This is a genomic window from Pseudonocardia sp. OZ21 (genome assembly GCF_059359135.1).
Genome location: NZ_JCADBN010000012.1, coordinates 183,992 through 203,826, shown reverse-complemented (window position 1 = coordinate 203,826; position 19,835 = coordinate 183,992). Strand labels below are relative to the sequence as shown.

Below are 19,835 nucleotides of genomic sequence, written 5' to 3'. Positions count from 1 at the left end.
ATTTCGCCACGAATCCGGGGCGGTCCGCGGTGAACTGTGAGTAGTATCAGGCATAATCGCCAATCCTCCCGTGATTGCTATTCTGCCCACGGATCCTGTTCTGCGCAGTGGGGGCGACATGTCCAGTGATCGCTTCTCGCACCCGCGGGGTGTGGCGGCGGGGCTCGCGGGGCGCGGCCAGGAGCTCGGGCTCATCCGGTCCGTCCTCGCGGCGGCGGCCGTCGAGGGCGCCGCGCTGCTGATCGTCGGCGAGCCGGGCGTGGGCAAGACGATGCTGCTCGACGTCGCGGTGGACGAGGCATCGGCGACGGACAGCCTGGTGCTGCGGTCGGCCGGAGTGGAGTTCGAGGCCGACCTCGGGTTCTCCGGCCTGAACCAGACCGTGCTGCCGCTCCTGGGCGAAACCGATCAGCTGAGCGAGGCGCATCGCGAAGCGCTGTCGGCGGCGCTGGGCTTCGGGAGCGGACCGGCCCCGGACCGGTTGGTGGTGTCGGCCGCGACGCTCGCCCTGCTGTGCCGGGTCGCCGCCGACCGCCCGGTGCTCATCGTGATCGACGACGTGCACTGGCTCGACCGGACCAGCGCGGCCGTGCTCGGCTTCGTGGCGCGGCGGCTGGCCGGTCACCGCATCGGGTTCCTGGCGGCGTCCCGCCCGGGCGCCGACAGCTTCTTCGAACGCTCGGGTCTCCCCGAGCTCGAGTTGCAGCCGCTGGACGACGACGCGGCGCTCGGACTGGTCAGCGAACGGTTCCCGGCGCTGGACCGGGGCGTCCGGGGACGCCTGGTGGCGGAGTCGCAGGGCAACCCGCTCGCGCTCCTGGAGCTGCCCGCCGCACTGAGCGACCCGCAACGCTCGGCCCTGCGCGCGCTGCCCGAGGTGCTGCCGCTGAGCCGGCGCCTGCAGGCGCTGTACGCGTCGCGGATCTCCGAGCTCCCCGAGCCGACCCGGCAGCTGCTGCTGCTCGCGACTTTGGACGGCACCGGCGACCTGCGTGTCGTGCAGGCGGCCGCCTCCGTGCGCGGGGCGCCGGGGGATCTCACCCCGGCAGAGAAGGCGGGCCTCGTGCAGGTGGACGGGAGCAGCGCCGCCCTCACCTTCCGCCACCCGCTCACCCGCTCCGCGGTCGTGGAGCTCTCCACCACCGACGAGCGGCGCCGTGCTCACCTGGCGCTCGCCCAGGTACAGCCGGACCAGCCCGAACGCCGCGCGTGGCATCTGGGCGAGGCGACCGTCGAGCCCGACGAGGCGGTGGCCGGTCTGCTGGAGGAGGCCGCGCGCCGACTCTTCGGGCGCGGGGATCCGGGGGGTGCCGTCGCCAGGCTGACCCGTGCCGCCGACCTCAGCCCGCTGCGCGGCGAACGGAGCAGGCGGCTGGCCGAGGCCGCCTACCTCAGCGCGCTGACCGTCGGGGGAGTGGACGGCGCGTCGGAACTGCTCACCAACGCCCTCCCGGAGGACAGCGCGTCGCTGTACGCCGTGGCCACCGCGGCCGGGTACCTGCTGATGGACCGGGGCAGTGACATCGACACCGCCCACGGCCTGCTGAACGCGGCCATCGCCCGCCATCCCGAACAGGCCGACGCCACCGACGAGGAGCTCATCGAAGCGATCTGGTCGCTGTCGTTCCTGTCCTGGCTGAGCGGGAGCCCGGAGTCGTGGCAGCCCGTCCACGCCGCGGTCGCCCGGCTCCGGCCGCGCGCCCCCACGGTCCTCGCCCTGTTCGAGAAGACCACCCCGGACCCGGTGCGCACGGCGCTGCCCGTACTCGACGAGATCGTCGCCGTCTGCGGTGACCTGGGCGGCGAGGTCGACCCCGTCGGGATCGTCCGCACCGGGCTCTCCGCCCTCTACGTGGACCGGCTGGCGGTCTGCCGGGAGAGCGCGTGGCGGGTGCTCGGCGACGGCCGGGACGGCGGCGCGGTCACCCAGGCGATCCTCGCCATCGTCCAGCTGTGCCACGACGACTTCGGTGCCGGCCGGTGGGAGGAGATGACGGAGCTGGCCGACGAGGGTCTCGAGCTGTGTGATGCCCATCGGTTCCGCTACTTCCGCTGGCAGCTGCAGTACTTCAAGGCGCTGGCCGCTGCCGTCCGCGGTGACCAGGACGCCGCCCGCGCCGCGTCCGACGAGATCGTCGGGTGGGCGTTGCCGCGGGGGGCCGCCGGCGCGCTGGCGTTCGCCCACCACGCCCGCGCGCTGGCCGCGGTCGCGCGCAACGACTTCGAGGAGGCCTACCAGCAGGCGGCCGCGATCAGCCCGCCGGGAACGTTCGCCTCGCACGCCCCGAACGCCCTGTGGGTGATGCTGGACCTCGTCGAAGCCGCGGCGCGCACCGAACGACGGGCCGAGGCGGCCGCGCACGTCACGGCGATGCGGGAAGCGCGGATCGGGGAGCTCTCACCGCGACTGGCACTGGTGACGGCCGGATCGGCGGCCATCGCGGCCGACGACGACCGCGCCGCCGCGCTGTTCGAGCAGGCGCTCGCCGTCCCCGAGGCCGAGCGGTGGCCGTTCGAGCTGGCCCGGGTCCGGCTCGCGTACGGCGAGCACCTCCGGCGGTCCAGGGCCGCCGCGGCGTCCCGGGTCCAGCTCTCCGCGGCGCGGGAGGCGTTCGACCGTCTGGGGGCCCGGCCGTGGGCCGACCGGGCGGCCCACGAACTGCGGGCCACGGGCCATCACCGGACCCTCACACCCGACCCCGGCCTGCTCACGCCGCAGGAGCGGGAGATCGCGGTGCTGGCCGCGTCGGGCCTGTCCAACAAGGAGATCGGGCAACGCCTGTACCTGTCGCACCGCACCGTCGGAGCGCACCTCTACCGGGTCTTCCCGAAGCTCGGCATCACCTCCCGCGCCGCGCTGCGGGATGCGCTCGCCTCCGTGGGCTCGCCGTCCGGCCAGGACGCGCGGTAGCCCCTCCGCGAGTCGCCCGTTTTGCGTGCGCGAGTCGCCCGTTCCGAGCGCCCGAGTCGCCGGGTTCGTGCGCGTGCCACGCTGCAGTGCCGGGCGACGGCCGAGATCGAACGTGAGGGGGCCGCGTTCGCGCCGGACCCCCACCAGGTCGATCTCGTCGGGGTAGAGCAGCTTGGCCGGGCCGAGCGGGATGACGCTGAGACCGTGCGGCGCGGGAACGAGGTCACCGAGCCTCGAGCTGTGCGGTGACCATCGCCGGTCGTGACCCCGCAGCTGGTCGGAGCCCGTGACTCCCGCGCGACCCGGCGCTCGGCCCGCCCATCGGGACATCCATGGCCCGGGCCGGATCGTGCGGGCCCCGGTCGAGCTGTACGCCGACCGGCCACGCAGGTCCGGCGCGCCCGATTGATCGGGATCTGGGTGAGCCCAGCGTCGGCGACGGTGCGCCACCGCAGCCTGACCTGCCGATCAGGTCGGATCTCACGCACAGTCGGCGGGAGCAGCGTGGCTGATGCGTGGCACAGAAACGTCCGCGGGTCCTAGCGTCCAGAACGGCGGCGTCACTCCCGTACCCAAGCACCACGCGGGTGCGCGGGCGCCGTGCGAGGGGCCCGGCGACAGTCCCGACCGGCGTCCCTGGAGCGGGAGACTCCTGGGGGTCTGGGCGGCCCGCACTCGGCAGAACAATTGCCTGTCGTGCAGGCCGACGCGACGCGGTGCGCGCCCTGTGAGGTAGGAAGCGGATCGGCCCCTGGAACGGTGACTCACATCCGAGCCTCCGAGCCTCCGAGGCTCGTGGGCCGGGCGACTCGCGCACGGAGATCGGGCGACTCGCGGACCAGGAACGGGCGACTCGCGCACGCAAAACGGGCGACTCGCGGGTGGGTTACCGGGGGCGGGCGGTCAGGCGGGGCGGGTGAGGAGGGTCAGGGCGCGGCGGCGGAGGGCGGCGAGGTCGGCCTGCGGGGTGGCTGGGGCTGGGTGGATCGGCGTGACCCGGTCGGGGGCAGGGCGCGCTGCCTCTCGGCGGTGCGGCCCGCGCACTCGTCACGCAGTTGCTGCTGAGCAGCGCGGATCGCGTCGCGCGTGTACTTGCCCGCGCCGAGGAGGAAGCCGTCGGCGCAGTGCCGCACGAGGGCCTTCGCCCTGGCGCGGCGGGCGTCGAGTTGCCGCTTGCGCTCACCGCTGAGGGCCGCGCCGCCCATCAGTACCGCCGCGAGCAGCGCGCCGCCCACGATGATCCAGACCGGGAGGGTGATGCCGGCGAAGCGGGGCAGGACCAGCGCCATCATCAGCCCGCCGTACCCGGACATCACGAGGCTGCGGCCGCGCGCCGCCAGCGGCCGGCGCCTTCCTGCCGGCGGGTCGCGGGGTGGGAGGTGGCCGAAGAGGTCGGGAACTTCGGATAGGTGGACGGGGCGCAGCGCGGCGCCACCCAGGTCTGCGGCGAGCGCGGAGGCGACCTCGGCGGTGCGCGCGGTCAGCAGCGCGCGGGTCTGCCGGCCCTCGTAGTCGAGCCGGTCGCGCAGCCAGGCCTCCACCGCGTCCCAGTTGGTCGCCGGGTCGTTCTCGTCGACGACGCGCTCGGCCTCGGCCACCGTGAGGCGCACGCGGGTGCGCAGATCGAAGTCCACGTCGGACGAGACGGCGGCGAAGCCGTCGGAGAGCACCTGCTGCCAGCGGCCCCGCTCGGGCGGGGCGGGAGCGGGCTCGGTGGCGGGCGGGCGCCGGGTGGACGGCCCGGACGGTGCTGTTCCGGGGCTCTCCAGTTCGACGACGGCGCCGAGTACCTGTCGGGCGACGGCACGTGCCGCGCTCAGCTCGGTCTGCCCGGCGAGGTCGCGGAGCCGTTCGGCGAGCGCGGGAACTCCGGACGCGGTGGCGAGGGCGGGTCGATCGGTGGCGACGGCCTCGGCGTGCAGCGCAGCCGACACCGCGAACGGAGCGGCGGCCACTCCGGACGAGCTCAGCAGATCGAGATCGGCGTCGAACACGTCGCGCCAGTCCGGGTTCCGGTCGATCCCGGTCAGGGCGAACACGACAGCGGGGGAGCGGTCGTGCAGTGCGCGCAGGTGGTCCAGTTCGGCGGTGGTGAGGACCTGCGCAGCGTCGGCGACGAACACCACGATGTCCGCCGCCTCGCCGGGGCCGGCGGCACGGGCCTGGGTGATGGTGATGTCGGGCGAGCCGGGAGCGGCGCGCAGCAGGGCGGTGACCATCTCGGTCCTGCCCTGCAGCGCGCCGCCGGCCACCTGCACCGTGACCGAGGGAGCGCGCAGCAGGCTTCGGGCTGCGGAGAGCCGGTCGACGAGGTCGAGCCGGCCTTCCGCCCGCGCCGTGCCGATCGCCGTGTCCAGGACGTCCTGCGGCCTCGTGGCCGCGTTGTCCAGCACCGGCGGGGCGCTCATCGGGTCCTCCTCAGATCATTGCGGCGGAACGGGTCAGGCGTGCTCGTACTCGTCGGAGTCCTCGTCCTCGTCCTCCCAGTCGGACTCCTCGTACTCGTCCTCCCACTCGTCGAAGTCCTCGTCCTCCCAGTCGACCTCGTCGTAGTCGCTGTCGTAGTCCTCGTGGTAGTCCGACATTCTCGGCACCTTTCGGTAATCGGGCCGCGGGGTTTGTTTCCCGCTGTTCCGGACCCATGTAAAGAATCGCCGGATTCCGCCGATGCCGACACCGAGGAGACCCCACTGTCGCAGGAGTTGTCCCCCGTCTCGGGCTGGGGTGGACCCTTCCTGCCGTCGCCCTCACCGGCCCGGACATGCCAGCGAGCCCGGTCGCGGGACGCGACCGGGCTCGGGACGAGGAGGGGTGGGAGGGTCAGGGGCCGGAGCTCAGGGCGGCGCCGATCTGGCGCAACCGGGCCGTGTGTCTGCGCGCATGATGGCCGCAGAACAGCAGCTCACCGCCGGTGGGCAGGAGGGCCCGGAGCTGGGCGGCCGCGCTGCAGCGGTCGCAGCGGTCGAGTCGGGTGAGGGTTGCGGTGGCGGTCATGTCGTCACGCTGCCGCGAGCACGGCGTGGCCGGACGAGGTGAGCTGGGCGGGTCCCGCCTGCGACGCCGTGGCGATCAGGCCGGCGGCGGTGAGCCGGGGGCCGGCGAACTGGTCGCTGAAACGGAGACCGTCGACGACGAGCACTCCGCCCGTTCTGGAGATCTCGCAGCGTCCCGCGGCGACGGCCCGGAGAACGGCACGGTCGCGGTGTGTGAGGGCGGCGGTGGTGATGTGCATCGTCGTTCTCCATCCGGCTTCGGGAACTATTGCGACTGAGGAAAGAGTGCGCCGCTCCGGCTCCGGGATACATCTCGTTCTCCCTAGGGACGGCTGGGCGAACCCGCCGGCTCAGGTAGGGCCAGCCCCCGCCGGCCGGCCCGGGGCACGCAGGCCGGGCGACTCGCGCACGCGATTCGGGCGACTCGCGGGCTCGGTTCGGGCGACTCGCGGGGGTGGGGTCGGGCGGGTGGGGCGGGGTGGGTGGGTCAGCCGGCGACGTTCAGGGTGGTGAGGGTGCCGTCCTGGAGGTTGGAGACGTAGGCGGCGGTGCCGTTCGGCAGCACGGCGACCGAGGTCGGTGACTTGCCGGTCGGGATGGTCGCGGTCACCGTCATCGTGTCGGGGTTGATCACGGAGACGGTGTTGTCGGTGACGTTCACGACGTAGGCGAAGCGGCCGTCGGCCGACCACGTGACGTCCTGCGGGTTGCGCCCGACGGCGACCGCCGCGACGACCTTGTCCGTGCCGGTGTCGATCATGGTGACGGATGCGGCGTCGTAGTTCACGTTGGCGACCAGCGGCCGGGTCGGGTGCACCGCCACGCTGTGCGGGCTCGTCTGCACGGGTATCTCGGCGAGGATCGCGTGGTTCGACGTGTCGATGACCGAGACGAGGTTCGACTCGTGGTTGGCCGTGTAGGCCTTCGTGCCGTCGGGTGAGAACTCGACCCAGTGCGGGTTGGGTGCCACCTTGATCTCGCTGGTGACGGTGTTGGTGCCCGTGTTGATCACCGAGACGGTGCCGGAGTCGTGGTTGGGCACGTAGAGCTCGGTCCCGTCGGGGGTGACGGCGGCGAGGAAGGGCCGGGTGCGCACGGGGATCGTGGCGGTGATCGTGTTCGTGGTGGTGTCGAGGACCCCCACCGCGGCGATGGTTCTGGCCTCGTTCCAGATGCTGACGTAGACGGTGCGCCCGTCGGGGGAGAAGGCCAGGTACTGCGGGGGGCCGGCCGAGACGGGGATGGTGGCCGTCACCGTGTCGACCGCCGTGTCGACCACGGTGACGACGCCGGCGGCGCGGTTGGCGATGTAGGCCTGCCGCCCGCTGGGGGCGACGACGACGAAGCCCGGGGTGGCACCCGCGGCGATCGTGGGTCCGATGGACGGGATCGGCACGGCGACCGCGACGGGTGCCGGGTCGGCCGGGGCCGCATCCTCCGGAGCGGGCGCTCCAGCTCCAGCGGCGGGAGGTGCCGACGCCACGGGCGGGGTGGCGGTCGAGGCCGGGGCGGCCCCGAACTGGTTCGTGACGAGGTAGACGAGGCCGCCGAGCAGGCCGAGTGCGACGACGGCGACGGCTGCCAGGGGCGCGACGCCCCGGCGGCCGCGCCCGGTGGGGCTCGACGGTGGGGCGGGGGGCGGGCCGGGCGGTTCGCCGCCGGGACGGTCGCCGGAACCTCCGCTGGTCGGGGGCCCGCCGGGACCCGCCGGGCCGCCGCGGCCCACCGGCTGCTGCGGCGGTTGCGGGACGAGTGGCGGTGGCGCGCTGCGTTGCGTCGGCACGCCGACCGGCGGCGGCCCGGTGGGGCTGCGGGTGCCTGCCGGCCCGGCGTCGACGGCGACGGATCCGCCCCCGGCGGGCTCGCCGCCGTGTCCGCCGCGCGGCCCGGGGATGGTGGCGGGCCCGGCGGGCGGTGCACCGCCGGCGGCGGTGACCGCGCCCGCCCTGGCGAGGGTGGCGGCGCCGAGCGCCACGGCGTACTTGGGGTGGGCGTCGACCACGGTGGGGCGCCCCAGCTCCTCGGAGATCATCCGGGAGACCAGCGGGATCCGGGACGAGCCGCCGACGAGCAGTACCGCCGACAGCCCGTTCGGGTCGACCTGGGCCGAGCGCAGGGTGCGGATCAGCGTGCCGATGGTCGACTCGATCGGCGCGCGGATCATGTCCTCGAAGTCGTCACGGGTGAGACGGACGTCGAAGTGGCGGTGGGGCAGGAAGACCGGGATGGTCGTCTCGGTGTCGACAGAGAGGGCCTCCTTGGCCAGCACGCAGTCCTGACGGAGCCGGGCGAGCGCGATGGCGGTCTGGGAGTCGCTCATGTCGAGCTCGGACAGCGCACCGTTCGAGGCGTAGTTGACGTAGGACAGGATCGCCTCGTCGAAGTCGACGCCGCCGAGCCGCTCGATGCCTTCCGGGATGCCCAGGATCTCGATGCCGCTGGGGTGCTTGCGCAGCACCGTGGCGTCGAAGGTGCCGCCGCCCAGGTCGTACACCGCGATGATCTCGCCGTCGGTGAGGTGCCGGGAGGCCGCGTAGTGCGCGGCGGCGGCCTCGGGCTCGGTGACGGTGCGCGGCGCGGTGAGCCCCGCGACCTGCGGCACCTCGTCGAACAGCTCCCGGCGGAACGGGCCCCAGTTGGCCGGGTGGGTGAGCACGACGCTGTCGGGCTTGGTGCCCTCGGTCTCGGTGACCCGGGTGACGACGTCGTGGAGCAGGGTCCCGAGCAGGGTGGTGACCGGGTACGGGGTGCCGCCGAGCACCACGGGGGTGGGGTCGCCGAGGCGGCGCTTGAACTCGCGGCCGATCCGGTCGGGGCTGCTGACGGCCCGGCGGCCCGCGGCGTCGCCGGAGACGAGGGTGCCGTCCTCACGCAGATAGACCACTGCCGGGGTGACCACGGTGCGGTCCCCGAGCGTGAACATCTCGACGCGGGACTCGTTGGCGATCGCGGCAGCGACGAATGTCGTGCCGAGGTCCACTCCGAGGTTATAACCCACGTCGGCCTCCTGGGAGTCGAAACCGTACCCGCGGCTGGGCACGTGTGGTATATCGACTCACGATCGGACGAGGACTGGGTCGGCATTCGCCCGCGCGGTGTTACCCGTTTGCCGGAACTCCGCCTGGTCACGGCTCCGCAGAGGGGGGAGAACCCTACCCGGGGTGGGGCGCACCCCATTCCCGGCGACCCGCAGGAGCCGCACGATGGGTCGATGACGCTCGAGCCAGCGCAGTGCGCCGGCGACGCTCCCCGCACCGCCCCTGAGCAGGGCACGCCCGAGAAGCCGTCTCCCGCCGCACCGCCCGCCACCGCACCCCCGGCCGACCCCGCGCACGCCGATCCCCCGGACCCCGAACCACCGCACGCCACCCGGCTCCCGGCCCCCGCCCGCGATGCCCGCCGCCGCGCGGAGCGCGAGCAGTGGATGCGGCGCCGCCGCCTGGAACGTCAGCTGCATGACGGCGCGTCGCTGCGGATCTCCGCGCTCACGCTGCAGCTCGGCCTGTTCCGGCACAAGGTGCCCGACGCCGAGCCCGACCTGCACGCCTCCATCGACAGCCTCCAGGACGAGCTGCACGCCGTGCTGCAGGAGCTGCGCGACGTGGCCGCCAAGATCTACCCGCCGCTGCTCGACGAGGCCGGGCTCGGCCCTGCCCTGCGCGAGGTGGCCGACCGGATGGAGACCCCGGTGCGGATCGACGCGCCCCCCGCTGACCGGTTCGGCCCGGCGGCGGAGGGTGCCGCGTACTTCGCCGTGGTCGACTGCCTCGCCGCTGTGGACGCCGCGGTTGTCGACGCCGCCCCCGTCGATGCCGCTCCCGTCGAGGTGCTGGTGCGACGCTCGGCCGACGAGCCGGCCGTGCTGACCGTGCACCTGAACGGGGTGGACATCCGACACGCCGAGTCGATGCTCGACCAGGTGCGCCGCCTCGGCGGGACCATCGATGTCGCCGGCGGCCCGGGCCCCGGCACGATCACAGCGAGGATTCCATGCGAGTAGCGCTGGCCGAGGACGGTGCCCTGTTCCGCGAGGGGCTGCTGATGCTGCTCCAGGCGGCGGGGCACGAGGTGGTGGGGTCCACGGCCGACGGCGACTCGCTGGTGGAGCTGCTGACGTCGCAGCCGGCCGACGTCGCGATCCTGGACATCCGGATGCCACCCGAGCCCGACGGCGGCTTGGTGACGGCCGAGCGGTTGCGGGCCCTGCACCCGGACATGGGGCTGCTGTTCCTGTCGCACTACGCCGAGTCGCACTACCTGATGCGCATCCTGCAGATCGGCACCGACTCGATCGGCTACCGGCTGAAGGAGAAGGTGGGCAGCGTCGACGTCCTCAGCGACACGCTCACCCGGATCGAGGCCGGTGAGATCGTCATCGAGCCGGTGCTGGCGAAGCGGCTGGTCGAACGACCTCGCGGCGACAAGAAGGGCGTCATCGCCACCCTGTCGGAGCGGGAGCTCGACGTGCTGCGGCTGATGGCCGAGGGCCGGTCCAACAACGGGATCGCCGCCCAGCTGTTCGTCACGCCCAAGGCCGTGGAGAAGCACATCGCGAACATCTTCGGAAAGCTCAACCTGCACGCCGACACGGCCGAGCACCACCGCAGGGTGCTCGCCGTCCTGACGTACCTCCGATCGCAGCGCGACGGCGAATGAGGGTTGGCCGCGGTCCCGGAGCCGCATAGCGTGACCTGCGAGTACCCGGATCCGATCCGAGTGGGACCGATGGTGCGCGATGAACCGGACGATCGTGGCAAGGGCGCTGCGGGCGCTGCTGGTGGCCTGCGGTGTCGCCGCCCTGCTCCTGGTTCTGGTCGACGTCGTGGCTCCGGTGATCGGGTTGGGGGGCGTCGGTTCGGGCCCCGCGGTGCTGCTGCCGTTCCTGGCCGTGGCCGTCTGCGCGGTCTGCCTCGGGGTCGTGCTGCCCGTCGTCGACACCGCGGTGGGGCGGCTCACCCACCACCGCGAGGTGACGCCGTACTCGGCGCTCGCGGCGGCCGCGGCCCGCATCCGGGCCGGTTCGCTCGAGGAGGCGCTGCCGGGCCTGGCCCAGGTGCTCGCCGACGGCACCGGCGCTGCTCGTGCCGTGGTGTGGCTCGCGGTCGGTGACCGCCTCGTCGTCGCGGCGGAACATCCCGCCGGTGCGCCGGCGGAGGCGGCCCGGACCGTGCCGAACCTGGCGGTCCTGCTCGCCCGGCCGGACACCGACCACGTCGTCCCGGTGCTCGACGGGCCCACGCTGCGGGCGGCGCTCGCGATCGGGAAGCCGGGGGCGTCGATCACCCCGGCCGACCAGCTGCTGGTGCAGGACGTGGCGAACGGTGCGGCCCTGCTGCTGCGCGGCGTCGCGCAGAACGCCGAGCTGGCCGAGCGGGTGCGCCGCGCCGACGATCTCGCCGCACAGCTGCAGGCGTCGCGGCAGCGGCTCGCCCGGGCCCGTGAGGTCGAGCGCAGACGGCTGGTGCTGGAGCTCGCCCACGTCACGGGAGACCGCGTGGCTGCGCTGCGCGCCGAGGTCGCGGCCGCCAGGGCGGGCCTCGTCGAGGTCTGGCCGGAGGACGCCCGGTCGGCCCAGGATGCGCTGGCGCGGGCCAGGGTCGGGCTCGACGAGCTGCTGGACCGCTTCCGGGTGATCGCCCGTGGCGTCTACCCGGCGGTGCTGCGTGACCAGGGCCCCGCCGCCGCTCTCGAGGAGGTCGCCGCCGATCTGCCGCGCCCGGTGCGGCTCACCGGGAGCCTCGGGGGGCGGTTGGACTGGGAGATCGAGTCCGGCCTCTACTACGTCGCCGCCGCGGCCATGCAGGCGCTCGCCGCCGGCCCGACGGAGCGCGAGCTCGTGGTCGACCTGGGCCGGGCCGACGGGCGTGCGACGGTGCACATCGACGACCCGGCGCCCGCGGTCACCGCGCAGGAGGTCCGCACCGCGCTCGCGGACGACGTCGAGCGGCTCGTCGCGCTGGGCGGTGACCTGGACCTGGTGGGCCCGGACGACGGTGCCGCGGGCCTGCTCGGCCTGCGCGCATGGCTGCCCGACCGGATCGAGCCGGTGGTCGACAGCAGAGCAGGCGCGGAGCTGAGCACGTCGTGAGCAGCCCCGCCGTGCTCGACCATGCCGCCGTCCGCGACGAGACGGCGTCCGGGGCGCGACGCGGTGGACTGTTCGTGGTCACCGGGTACGCCGTGCTGCTCGTGGTGGTCACGGTGCTGTCGCTCGCGTGGCTCGCCGTGGGTGCGGTGGTCGGTGCGGCGGCCCACCTCCCGTCCGTCGCGGCCGGGCTGGGTGCCGCCGCGGCCGACGGCAGCCGGTGGGCGCAGGGTGTGCTGGAGGCGATCCCGCGCAGCGAGCCGTTCGGCCAGGCCGTCCTCGACTACGCCTTCAGCCTGCTGAGCATCGGGGTGGCGGTCGGCCTGCTGGTCCGCCGCCGCGGCAGCAGGCCGGCGCTGCTGCTGGTGCTCGCCCTGGTGGGCTCGGCGGGCGCGTTCAACCTGCAGGCCCACGCCGCGGACACCGCGGTCCAGGTGGCGAGCGGGCTGGCCGTCGGCGGGCTGCACCAGGTGCTGCTGCACGGCATCGCCTGCGCGGCCTACATCCTCGCCCTGCTGATGTTCCCCCCGGACCAGCGCGCGGCCGGGCCGGGCGGCCTCGCCCACGCCGTGCTGGTCGTGGCGGGGGTGGGCACGCTGGTGCTCGTCGGGTTCGGCACGGCGCTGCTCCCGCACACCACGAGCTGCGTGCTGTTCTTCGGCTTCCTCGTGCCGCTCGCCGGGCTGCTGACGCTCCCCCGGCGGATCCGCCACGGCACCACCGCCGCGGCCCGTGCCCAGGCCCGCATGCTGTTCAGCGTGCTCGCGGCGGCCATGGCCGTGGCGATCGTGCTGGCGATCATCACGGTGGTGCTGTGGTCGATCGGGTTCGCCGGTCTGGGCATCGTCGATCCGACGGCGCACGCGGGCCTGCCGGACGCGGACGAGCCGACGGCCCTGCTGTTCTGGTTCGCCCGGCTGGCGAGCATCGCGATCGCCGCGGCGGTGTTCCTCGCGACCGGGAGCGCCACGGGGTGGGCCGCCGAGGGGCTCTTCAGCAGGGGTCTCGTCGCGGCGCTGGTCGCCGCACTGGTCGGCGGCGGGTACGTCGTGGTGCGCACGGTCCTCGAGCAGCTGATCGACGACGGGGACCCGGCACGGGCGTTCAGCGCGGCCACCGTCGCGGTCGTGCCGGCGGCACTGGCCTTCCTGCCGGTCTACGTACGGGTCGAGCGGTTCGTCGACCTGCTGCTCTACGGTGTCCGGCCCACGCCGTACAGCGTGCTCGCCGGGATCGCCGCCCTCTCCCGCGCCACCACCGGTGACGCACCGGACCTGGAGCGGGTCGCGGAGGCCGTCGGGCGTGGGCTCGGAGCCACCACGTGCCGGCTGACCGTGGTGCGCCCGGAGCTGCACGACCGGACCTACACCTGGGTCGAGCCGGGGGCGCAGGAGTCGGACGCGCTCGCCGAGGTCGCGGTCCGGCACGGGAGCGAACGCATCGGCACGATCGCGGTCGACGACGCGTCGATCGCGGGTCTGCAGGGGCAACGTCGGCACCTGCTGGAGGACATCGCCGACAGCCTCGGCGCGGTCTTCCAGGCGAGCCGGTCGGGGATCGAGCTCGAACGGCAGCTGCGGGCCGCGCTGGCGCACGCCGGGGAGATCGCCGCGTCCCGGCGGGCGGTCGTCGCCGAGATGGACGGGGAGCGCAGGCGGATCGAACGCGACCTGCACGACGGCGCTCAGCACCACCTGGTCTCGTTGCGGTTGACCCTCGGACTGGTGGAGCACCAGGTGTCCACGGGGCAGTTCGACCAGGCACGGGGCCGGCTGGAGCAGGTCGCGGAGCAGATCGACACGGCCGAGTCGATCCTGGCCGAGACGGCGACCGGGGTGTCGTCGCCGCTGCTGGCGGAGCAGGGACTGGTCGGGGCCCTGTGCACGGAGCTCAGCGGCGGGCACCCGCCGGTCACCGTCGACTGTGACGGCGTGGCCGCCGATGCCGGGATCCCGGCCGACGTGCAGGCCGCGGTCTTCTTCTGCTGCCTGGAAGCGGTGAACAACGCGCGCAAGCACGCGGGCGGCGCTGCGATCGGGGTGCGGCTCGCCACGGAGGACGGCCGCGTGCGGTTCACCGTGCACGACGAGGGCCCCGGCTGGGACCCGTCCGCCGGGGCGGGCTCACCCGGCCGCGGCATGCGCAACCTGACCGCCCGCATCGCCGCGGTGGGCGGGCGGATCGAGGTCCGCTCGGAACCGGGCGAGGGGACGGTCGTGGCGGGCTCGGCCCCGCTGCCCCGCCCGGCGGACGAACCGGAGGTCGACGAGGCCGCGCCTGCCCGCCCCGCCGTCGCTGCCGCGGCGCCCGGCCTCTCGCTGATCGACCAGGTGCGCGACGCGCTGCGCGCCGCGCGGGAGCGCTACCACGGCACCTCATGGGCCGGCCCGTTGCGCGTCCTCGCCGAACGGCTCGACGAGCCGCTGCGGGTGGGGGTGGCGGGGCCGGCCGATGCTGATGTGTCGGGGCTGGTCGAGGCCCTGCGGTCGACGGCGGGCCGCGGCGACGCCCCGGCGCTCGACGTGACGCTCGTCGACATGTCCGTCCCGCACTCCGGGCCGGACGTCGACCTCGTCCCCGTCGCCGAGGCGTTCGTCCTGCTGCTGGGGCCGCCCGAGGACGCGGCACCCGTCGCCGGCCTGCCGGACCCGCTCCGTCCCGCGCTCGCGATCGGGGTGCCGGCGGACCCGGCGGACACCGCCACGCTGCGCCCCGACGTGCCGCACCTGCTCGAGCTGATCGCCGCGAGGTTCGCCCTCCGTGCCGAGTCCCTCAAGGCCCGCGCCGCGCTGCTCGCGCTGGAGAGCGTGGTGCGCGCGGACCCGCCGCCCGTCGACGGCCGTGCTCTGGTCTACCGGCTCGACCGCATCCGGTCCGCGGCGCACGAGCTCACCGAGATCGATCTGGTCGACGCGCTGCGCTCCGGTGAGCTCGACCTGCCCGACGAGGAGCGCGAGGTGGCCGAGCGGCTGCTCGGCGCGGAGGGCACCGAACCGCGTGCCCGGCTCGCGCTCGCCCCGGCCGCCGGGCCGCGGGAGGTCGCCCGGGCGGCGGTGGCGCAGCTCGCCCGCTGGCAGGGCCTGGCGGCGCACCCGATGTCGGGCAAGGACCTCCGGGACGTGGCGGCCGTACTCGTGCAGACCTGTGAACAGCTGCTCGCCCGCGCCGGACTCCATGACGGGCGGGCCGCGGCACCGCACTGACCGGCTGTGCCGCGACCATCTGTGCCGCGACCATCTGGGCCGCGACTACCTGGGAGGTCATTGATCGGCCCCGCGCTCGCCGTCAGTGTCCCCGGGTGTGGAGATCGCCATCGTCGTCATCCTGCTCGCCACCGGACTGGTCAACGGGCTTCCGGTCGTGGGCGTCGCCGGAGCCGGGTGGCTGGGCCGGCTGTACGGCGTGCCGATCACGGACCCCGACCTGCTGGTGCTGATGCGCCACCGCGCTCTGCTGCTCGGGCTGCTGGGCGCGGCACTCGTGGCCGCGGCGTTCGTGCCGGCGCTGCGGGTGCCCGCCATGATCGCCGGGCTGGTGAGCATGCTCGCGTTCGTCGACCTCGCCAGGGGACCGTCCGGGCGGAAGGTGCGGACCACGGCGCTCGTGGACGTCGGGCTGTCCGCCGCGCTGGCCGTGGCGCTGGTCCTACAGTTGCTGACGCCGGCCGGGTGAGCTCGTCGCCTGTCACGTTCGGCCTCCGCACCTCGTCCCATGAGCGAGCCGCCTCTGCGCGGCGCGGGAGGGGGAGGGATGACCGAGACGCGGCAACAGCCCGCCGGGCCGGAGGCCGGACCGGGGGCGCAGCGCTTCGTGGTGGGCGTGGTCCTGTTCGTGGCGGTGGGGATGTTCGCGGCCGGGGTCTGGTGCTGGGTGGACCCGGCGTCGTTCGCCGTGTTCACCAACTGGCCCAACCACGAGCACTTCCTGCACGACGCCGGGGTCTTCCAGATGGGGATCGGGGTGATGCTCGTGGGCGCGCTGTGGTGGCGGGACGTGATCGCCGTCGTCCTGGTGGGGGCGGTGTTCACCAACGCGCTCCACGCGCTCAACCACGCGCTCGACCTCGACATGGGCGGCCGCGGGACCGACCCCTGGTTCATCGGAGCCGTCGCGCTGCTCGCCCTCGTCGCGCTCGTCGTGCGGCTGCGCATGCGGGCGCGGTGACGGCGGGCGGACCGCGCACACCTCGTGGCCACCGCGCACACGTCAGGACGTGTGCGCGGTGGCTGTCCGGTGTGTGCGGTGCACCTCAGGCCGGGTCGGCATCCAGCTGCTCGATCGCCCAGAGGGCCCATTCGTGCACCGCCTGGTACTGGCGCAGCCCGAACTCGGCGGCCAGCTGGCCGAAGCCCTCGGGGCCGGTGAAGGACGCTCCCGCGTGCGCGGCCCGGACCTCGCGCAGCTCGGCGGCGCCTGCTGCGGTGTTCTCCGCGATGTGCGCGAGCACGACGCGGGCGTCGGCGGGGTCGAGCGCCGAGAGGAGGAACATCCGGAGCACCTCCTCGTTGCGCACCTTCCCGCTCTGCTGCGGCGGACGGAGCAACCAGGAGCGCAGTTCCTCGCGCCCGGCAGCGGTGACCGCGTAGGTGCGGCTGCCGCGCGCGCCCTCGGCGGTCACCTCCACCAGGCCGCGTTCGGCCAGGCGGTTCAGCTCCGGGTAGATGCTCGTGTGGCCCGCGTGCCAGGCCCATCGGCCGAGGGACTCTTCGAACGACTTCGTCAGCGCGTAGCCGCTGGCCGGCTCGACGGCGAGCAGTCCGAGGAGCGCGTGGGACAGGGACATGCGGCACACCCTACCTTCCAGTATCGACATGTCGTTCTTGACATGTCGAGACGACGGGTGCAGAGTCGGACCCGTCCACGACGCGAGGGGAAACCACGATGACCACCGGAACCGCCCCGCTGTACCTGACCGGGCACATGGCCCCGGTCCCCGACGAGATCGAGGCCTACGAGCTGCCCATGACGGGCGCTCTGCCGCCGGAGCTGACCGGCCGCTACCTGCGTAACGGCCCCAACCCGCTACCGGGGCAGGACCCGGGGCACTGGTTCGCAGGCCACGGGATGCTGCACGGCGTGCGGCTGCGCGAGGGGCGGGCCGAGTGGTACCGCAACCGCTGGGTGCGCACGGGCGCGCTGGAAGGCAAGCCCTTCATCACCGAGGACGGCACCGTCGACCGCACGGTCGGCGTCGCCAACACGCACATCATCGAGCACGCGGGCCGGTTGCTGGCCCTGGTCGAGAGCGGGTTCCCCCACGAGGTCACGAGGGAGCTCGAGACCGTGGGCCCCATCGACTTCGACGGCAAGCTCACCACCGCGATGACCGCGCACCCGAAGACCGACCCGGCCACGGGCGAGCTGCACTTCTTCGGCTACGGCTTCGCGCCGCCGTATGTCACCTACCACCGGCTCTCGGCCGACGGGCAGCTCGTGGCGAGCGCGACGATCGACGTGCCGGGGCCGACGATGATGCACGACTTCGCGATCACCGAGCACTACGCGGTGTTCCTCGACCTGCCCATGACGTTCCAGCTGCGGCCGCGGATGCCCTACGCCTGGAGCGACGAGTACGGCGCCCGGCTGGGCGTGATGCCGCTCGACCGGCCCGGCGAGGTGCGCTGGTTCGAGATCGACCCCTGCTACGTCTTCCACGTCGGCAACGCCCACGAGGACGCGGCCGGCCGGATCGTCCTGGACCTGGCCCGCTACAGCCGGGACGGGATGCACGCCATCTGGGAGGGCATCGGCGGTGCGGCCCACCCCGCCGGACCGGGCGCCGCGGCCGCCGTCACCGGCCTCGCCCGGATGCACCGGTTCACCCTGGACCTCGCCACCGGCACGGCGAGCGCGGTGGAGGTCGACGACCGGGGCATCGAGTTCCCCACCGTCGACGACGACCGCGTCGGGCGCAGCGCCCGCTACCTCTACGCCGTGGACGACACCGGCCGCAGCAGCGCCATCGTGCGGTTCGACGGGGAGCGGGGCGCGACGGCCGCGCACGAGCTGGGACCAGACATGGTCGCAGGCGAGGCGGTGTTCGTGCCCTCCGCCGACCCGAACCGCGCGGAGGACGACGGCTGGCTGCTCTCGATCACCACCCGGCGCGACGGCGGTGCCTCACAGCTGCTCGTCCTCGACGCGACGGACGTGGCGGGAGAGCCCGTCGCCGCCATCACCCTGCCGCGCGGGGTGCCCGCGGGTTTCCACGGGTCGTGGATCGCCGACTGACGCTCAGCCCTGGGTCACCATGACCTTGACCGAGGCCTCGGCGTCGGCCTGGGTGCGGAACGCCTGCTCGACCTCCTCGAGCGGCAGCCGGTGGGTGATCAGCGGCTGCATCCGCACCCGGCCCTGACCGAGCAGCGAGATCGCGTCTCGGAAGTCCTCCGAGGTGACGTTCGCGCTGCCGCGCAACGTGATCTCCCGCTGCACCGCCGCCATCGCGTCGAACTCCGTGAGGCGGTGGTACAGCGCCACGAGCACGATGGTGCCGCGGGGCCGGACGAGCTCCACCGCCGTGGCCACCAGCGGGGCCGCCCCGCTCGCCTCCACCACGAGCGGCACCTCGCGCTCACCGAGGTGGTGGTGCAGTGCGGCGCGGAGCGCGCCGGTGCCGCCTGCCCCGTCCACCGTGGTGATGCCGAGCCGGGCCCCGATCTCGCGGCGCAGCGGGGACAGGTCCACCCCGATGACGGGGGCGGCTCCTGCCGCCAGCAGGATCTGCGCGACCTGGAGCCCGATCGTGCCGAGCCCCAGCACCACCGCCGGCTCGCCGGGCCTGGCCTGTGCCTGCCGGACGGCGTGCGCCGCCACCGCCGTCGGCTCGATCAGCGCGCCGTCGGTGAACTCGGCGTTGTCCGGGAGGCGGTGCACGTTCCCGCCGAGCACGGCGTCGGGGATGCGCAGCCGCTCCGCGAACGCGCCGGGCAGGCCGAACGCGATGCTGCGGGTGGTCCACACCTCGCACAGGTGCGGGGCGCCACCGAGGCACCGGCGGCAGCGTCCGCACGGCTGGATGGGCAGGCTGGTGAGCCGGTCGCCCACCGCGATGCCGTCGACGTCGCGCCCGACGTCGAGCACCGCTCCGGCGAACTCGTGGCCCATGATCTGCCCGTCGCGGGCGTGCGCGCCCGACCGGAAGCTGTGCAGGTCCGACCCGCAGACCCCGCACGCGCGCACGTCGAGCACGACGTCACGAGGTCCGGCGACCGGGTCGGGCACCTCCTCGACCGGCATCCGCCCGGCACCCCTGAACACCCCGGCGAGCATGTCGGCCCCCTTTGGTCGCTTCCGTCCGGGATGCTAGGCCGCGGTCCGGACGCCGGGGGCCACCGCGCGCGAATCGGCAGGAACCGGTGCGCGCAGAGCCAGGGGAGGAGCTCCCGGGCCTACGGGGTGGGCACGTACAGGCAGAACGGGTGCCCGGCCGGATCGAGGCACACCCGCACGTCGTCCTGGGGCTGGTGCTCGGCGACCACGGCCCCGGTATCCACGGCGTGGGCGCAGGCCGCGTCCAGGTCGTCGACCGCGATGTCGAGGTGTGCCAGCATCAGCTGGTCGCCCGGCCGGGCGGGCCATGTCGGCCGCACGTAGGCGGACTCGGTCTGGAACGAGAGGCCCGCGCCGCCGCCGGGCGCCCGCAGCGTCACCCAGTGCTGCTCGTCGGTCCCCACCTGCCACCCGAGTAGTCGCTGGTAGAACGCGGCGAGTTCCCTGGCGTCGGGGGCGTCGAGGACGGTGGCGGTCAGGGTCATCCGTGGCGGTGTTCCGGGCATGGCGGACATCATCGTTGCCCTGGGGGTGTTGAACACGTCCGTGTGGTGGGTCAGTCTGGCGGGAGCCG

Annotated in this window: 16 protein-coding genes; 8 read left to right on the top strand and 8 right to left on the bottom strand. The window is 74.1% G+C overall.

From position 1 onward, the window contains the following. The first annotated feature begins 118 nt into the window (after positions 1 to 118). Positions 119 to 2,911, top strand: coding sequence for an ATP-binding protein (locus tag AC5L35_RS26125; RefSeq protein ID WP_495062341.1), 2,793 nt, complete (start codon positions 119 to 121; stop codon positions 2,909 to 2,911). 926 nt (positions 2,912 to 3,837) lie between these two features. Here AC5L35_RS26125 and AC5L35_RS26120 read toward each other — a convergent pair. The 5 genes from AC5L35_RS26120 to AC5L35_RS26100 form a co-directional block, all read right to left on the bottom strand. Next, a complete protein-coding gene (locus tag AC5L35_RS26120) occupies positions 3,838 to 5,319 on the bottom strand; it encodes a hypothetical protein (protein ID WP_495062340.1) in 1,482 nt (493 codons plus the stop codon). 33 nt (positions 5,320 to 5,352) lie between these two features. Next, positions 5,353 to 5,496: a hypothetical protein gene (locus AC5L35_RS26115; RefSeq protein ID WP_495062339.1), complete on the bottom strand. Its 144-nt coding sequence runs from the start codon at positions 5,494 to 5,496 to the stop codon at positions 5,353 to 5,355. Positions 5,497 to 5,731: 235 nt separating this feature from the next. Next, the gene (locus AC5L35_RS26110; RefSeq protein ID WP_495062338.1) at positions 5,732 to 5,905 is read right to left on the bottom strand and encodes a DUF7455 domain-containing protein; all 174 of its coding nucleotides are present in this window, start codon (positions 5,903 to 5,905) and stop codon (positions 5,732 to 5,734) included. A gap of 4 nt (positions 5,906 to 5,909) precedes the next feature. Continuing rightward, positions 5,910 to 6,143 (bottom strand): hypothetical protein, encoded by a 234-nt coding sequence (locus tag AC5L35_RS26105; protein ID WP_495062337.1) that lies wholly within the window; start codon positions 6,141 to 6,143, stop codon positions 5,910 to 5,912. Positions 6,144 to 6,391: 248 nt separating this feature from the next. Further along, complete coding sequence (locus AC5L35_RS26100; protein ID WP_495062336.1) at positions 6,392 to 8,902, bottom strand: Hsp70 family protein; 2,511 nt, start codon at positions 8,900 to 8,902, stop codon at positions 6,392 to 6,394. Positions 8,903 to 9,115: 213 nt separating this feature from the next. On the opposite strand from AC5L35_RS26100, the gene AC5L35_RS26095 reads away from it, so the two are divergent. The 6 genes from AC5L35_RS26095 to AC5L35_RS26070 all read left to right on the top strand — a co-directional run bounded on the left by AC5L35_RS26095 (position 9,116) and on the right by AC5L35_RS26070 (position 16,153). After that, the gene (locus AC5L35_RS26095) at positions 9,116 to 9,904 is read left to right on the top strand and encodes a sensor histidine kinase (protein WP_495062335.1); all 789 of its coding nucleotides are present in this window, start codon (positions 9,116 to 9,118) and stop codon (positions 9,902 to 9,904) included. Then, the gene (locus tag AC5L35_RS26090; RefSeq protein ID WP_495062334.1) at positions 9,895 to 10,560 is read left to right on the top strand and encodes a response regulator transcription factor; all 666 of its coding nucleotides are present in this window, start codon (positions 9,895 to 9,897) and stop codon (positions 10,558 to 10,560) included. The genes AC5L35_RS26095 and AC5L35_RS26090 overlap by 10 nt, the downstream gene beginning before the upstream one ends. 79 nt (positions 10,561 to 10,639) lie before the next feature. Next, positions 10,640 to 11,992 (top strand): hypothetical protein, encoded by a 1,353-nt coding sequence (locus AC5L35_RS26085; protein WP_495062333.1) that lies wholly within the window; start codon positions 10,640 to 10,642, stop codon positions 11,990 to 11,992. Beyond that, positions 11,989 to 15,192: a sensor histidine kinase gene (locus AC5L35_RS26080; protein ID WP_495062332.1), complete on the top strand. Its 3,204-nt coding sequence runs from the start codon at positions 11,989 to 11,991 to the stop codon at positions 15,190 to 15,192. Before AC5L35_RS26085 ends, AC5L35_RS26080 begins: the two co-directional genes overlap by 4 nt. Before the next feature lie 97 nt (positions 15,193 to 15,289). After that, entirely contained in the window at positions 15,290 to 15,661 is a 372-nt protein-coding gene (locus AC5L35_RS26075; RefSeq protein WP_495062331.1) for a hypothetical protein, read from the top strand. 78 nt (positions 15,662 to 15,739) lie between these two features. Next, entirely contained in the window at positions 15,740 to 16,153 is a 414-nt protein-coding gene (locus AC5L35_RS26070) for a hypothetical protein (RefSeq protein ID WP_495062330.1), read from the top strand. 85 nt (positions 16,154 to 16,238) lie between these two features. Here AC5L35_RS26070 and AC5L35_RS26065 read toward each other — a convergent pair whose 3' ends face one another. Continuing rightward, positions 16,239 to 16,772: a PadR family transcriptional regulator gene (locus AC5L35_RS26065; RefSeq protein WP_495062329.1), complete on the bottom strand. Its 534-nt coding sequence runs from the start codon at positions 16,770 to 16,772 to the stop codon at positions 16,239 to 16,241. A gap of 98 nt (positions 16,773 to 16,870) precedes the next feature. Between AC5L35_RS26065 and AC5L35_RS26060 the strand changes: the two genes are divergently transcribed. Then, positions 16,871 to 18,220 carry a carotenoid oxygenase family protein gene (locus AC5L35_RS26060; protein WP_495062328.1) on the top strand — a complete coding sequence of 450 codons (1,350 nt, stop codon included), beginning with the start codon at positions 16,871 to 16,873 and terminating at the stop codon, positions 18,218 to 18,220. Between the two features lie 3 nt (positions 18,221 to 18,223). Here AC5L35_RS26060 and AC5L35_RS26055 read toward each other — a convergent pair whose 3' ends face one another. Together AC5L35_RS26055 and AC5L35_RS26050 are read right to left on the bottom strand one after the other, a co-directional pair. Then, positions 18,224 to 19,261 (bottom strand): zinc-dependent alcohol dehydrogenase, encoded by a 1,038-nt coding sequence (locus AC5L35_RS26055; RefSeq protein ID WP_495062327.1) that lies wholly within the window; start codon positions 19,259 to 19,261, stop codon positions 18,224 to 18,226. 119 nt (positions 19,262 to 19,380) lie between these two features. Beyond that, on the bottom strand, positions 19,381 to 19,767 hold the full coding sequence (locus tag AC5L35_RS26050; protein WP_495062326.1) for a VOC family protein: 387 nt from the start codon (positions 19,765 to 19,767) through the stop codon (positions 19,381 to 19,383). Positions 19,768 to 19,835 lie beyond the last annotated feature (68 nt).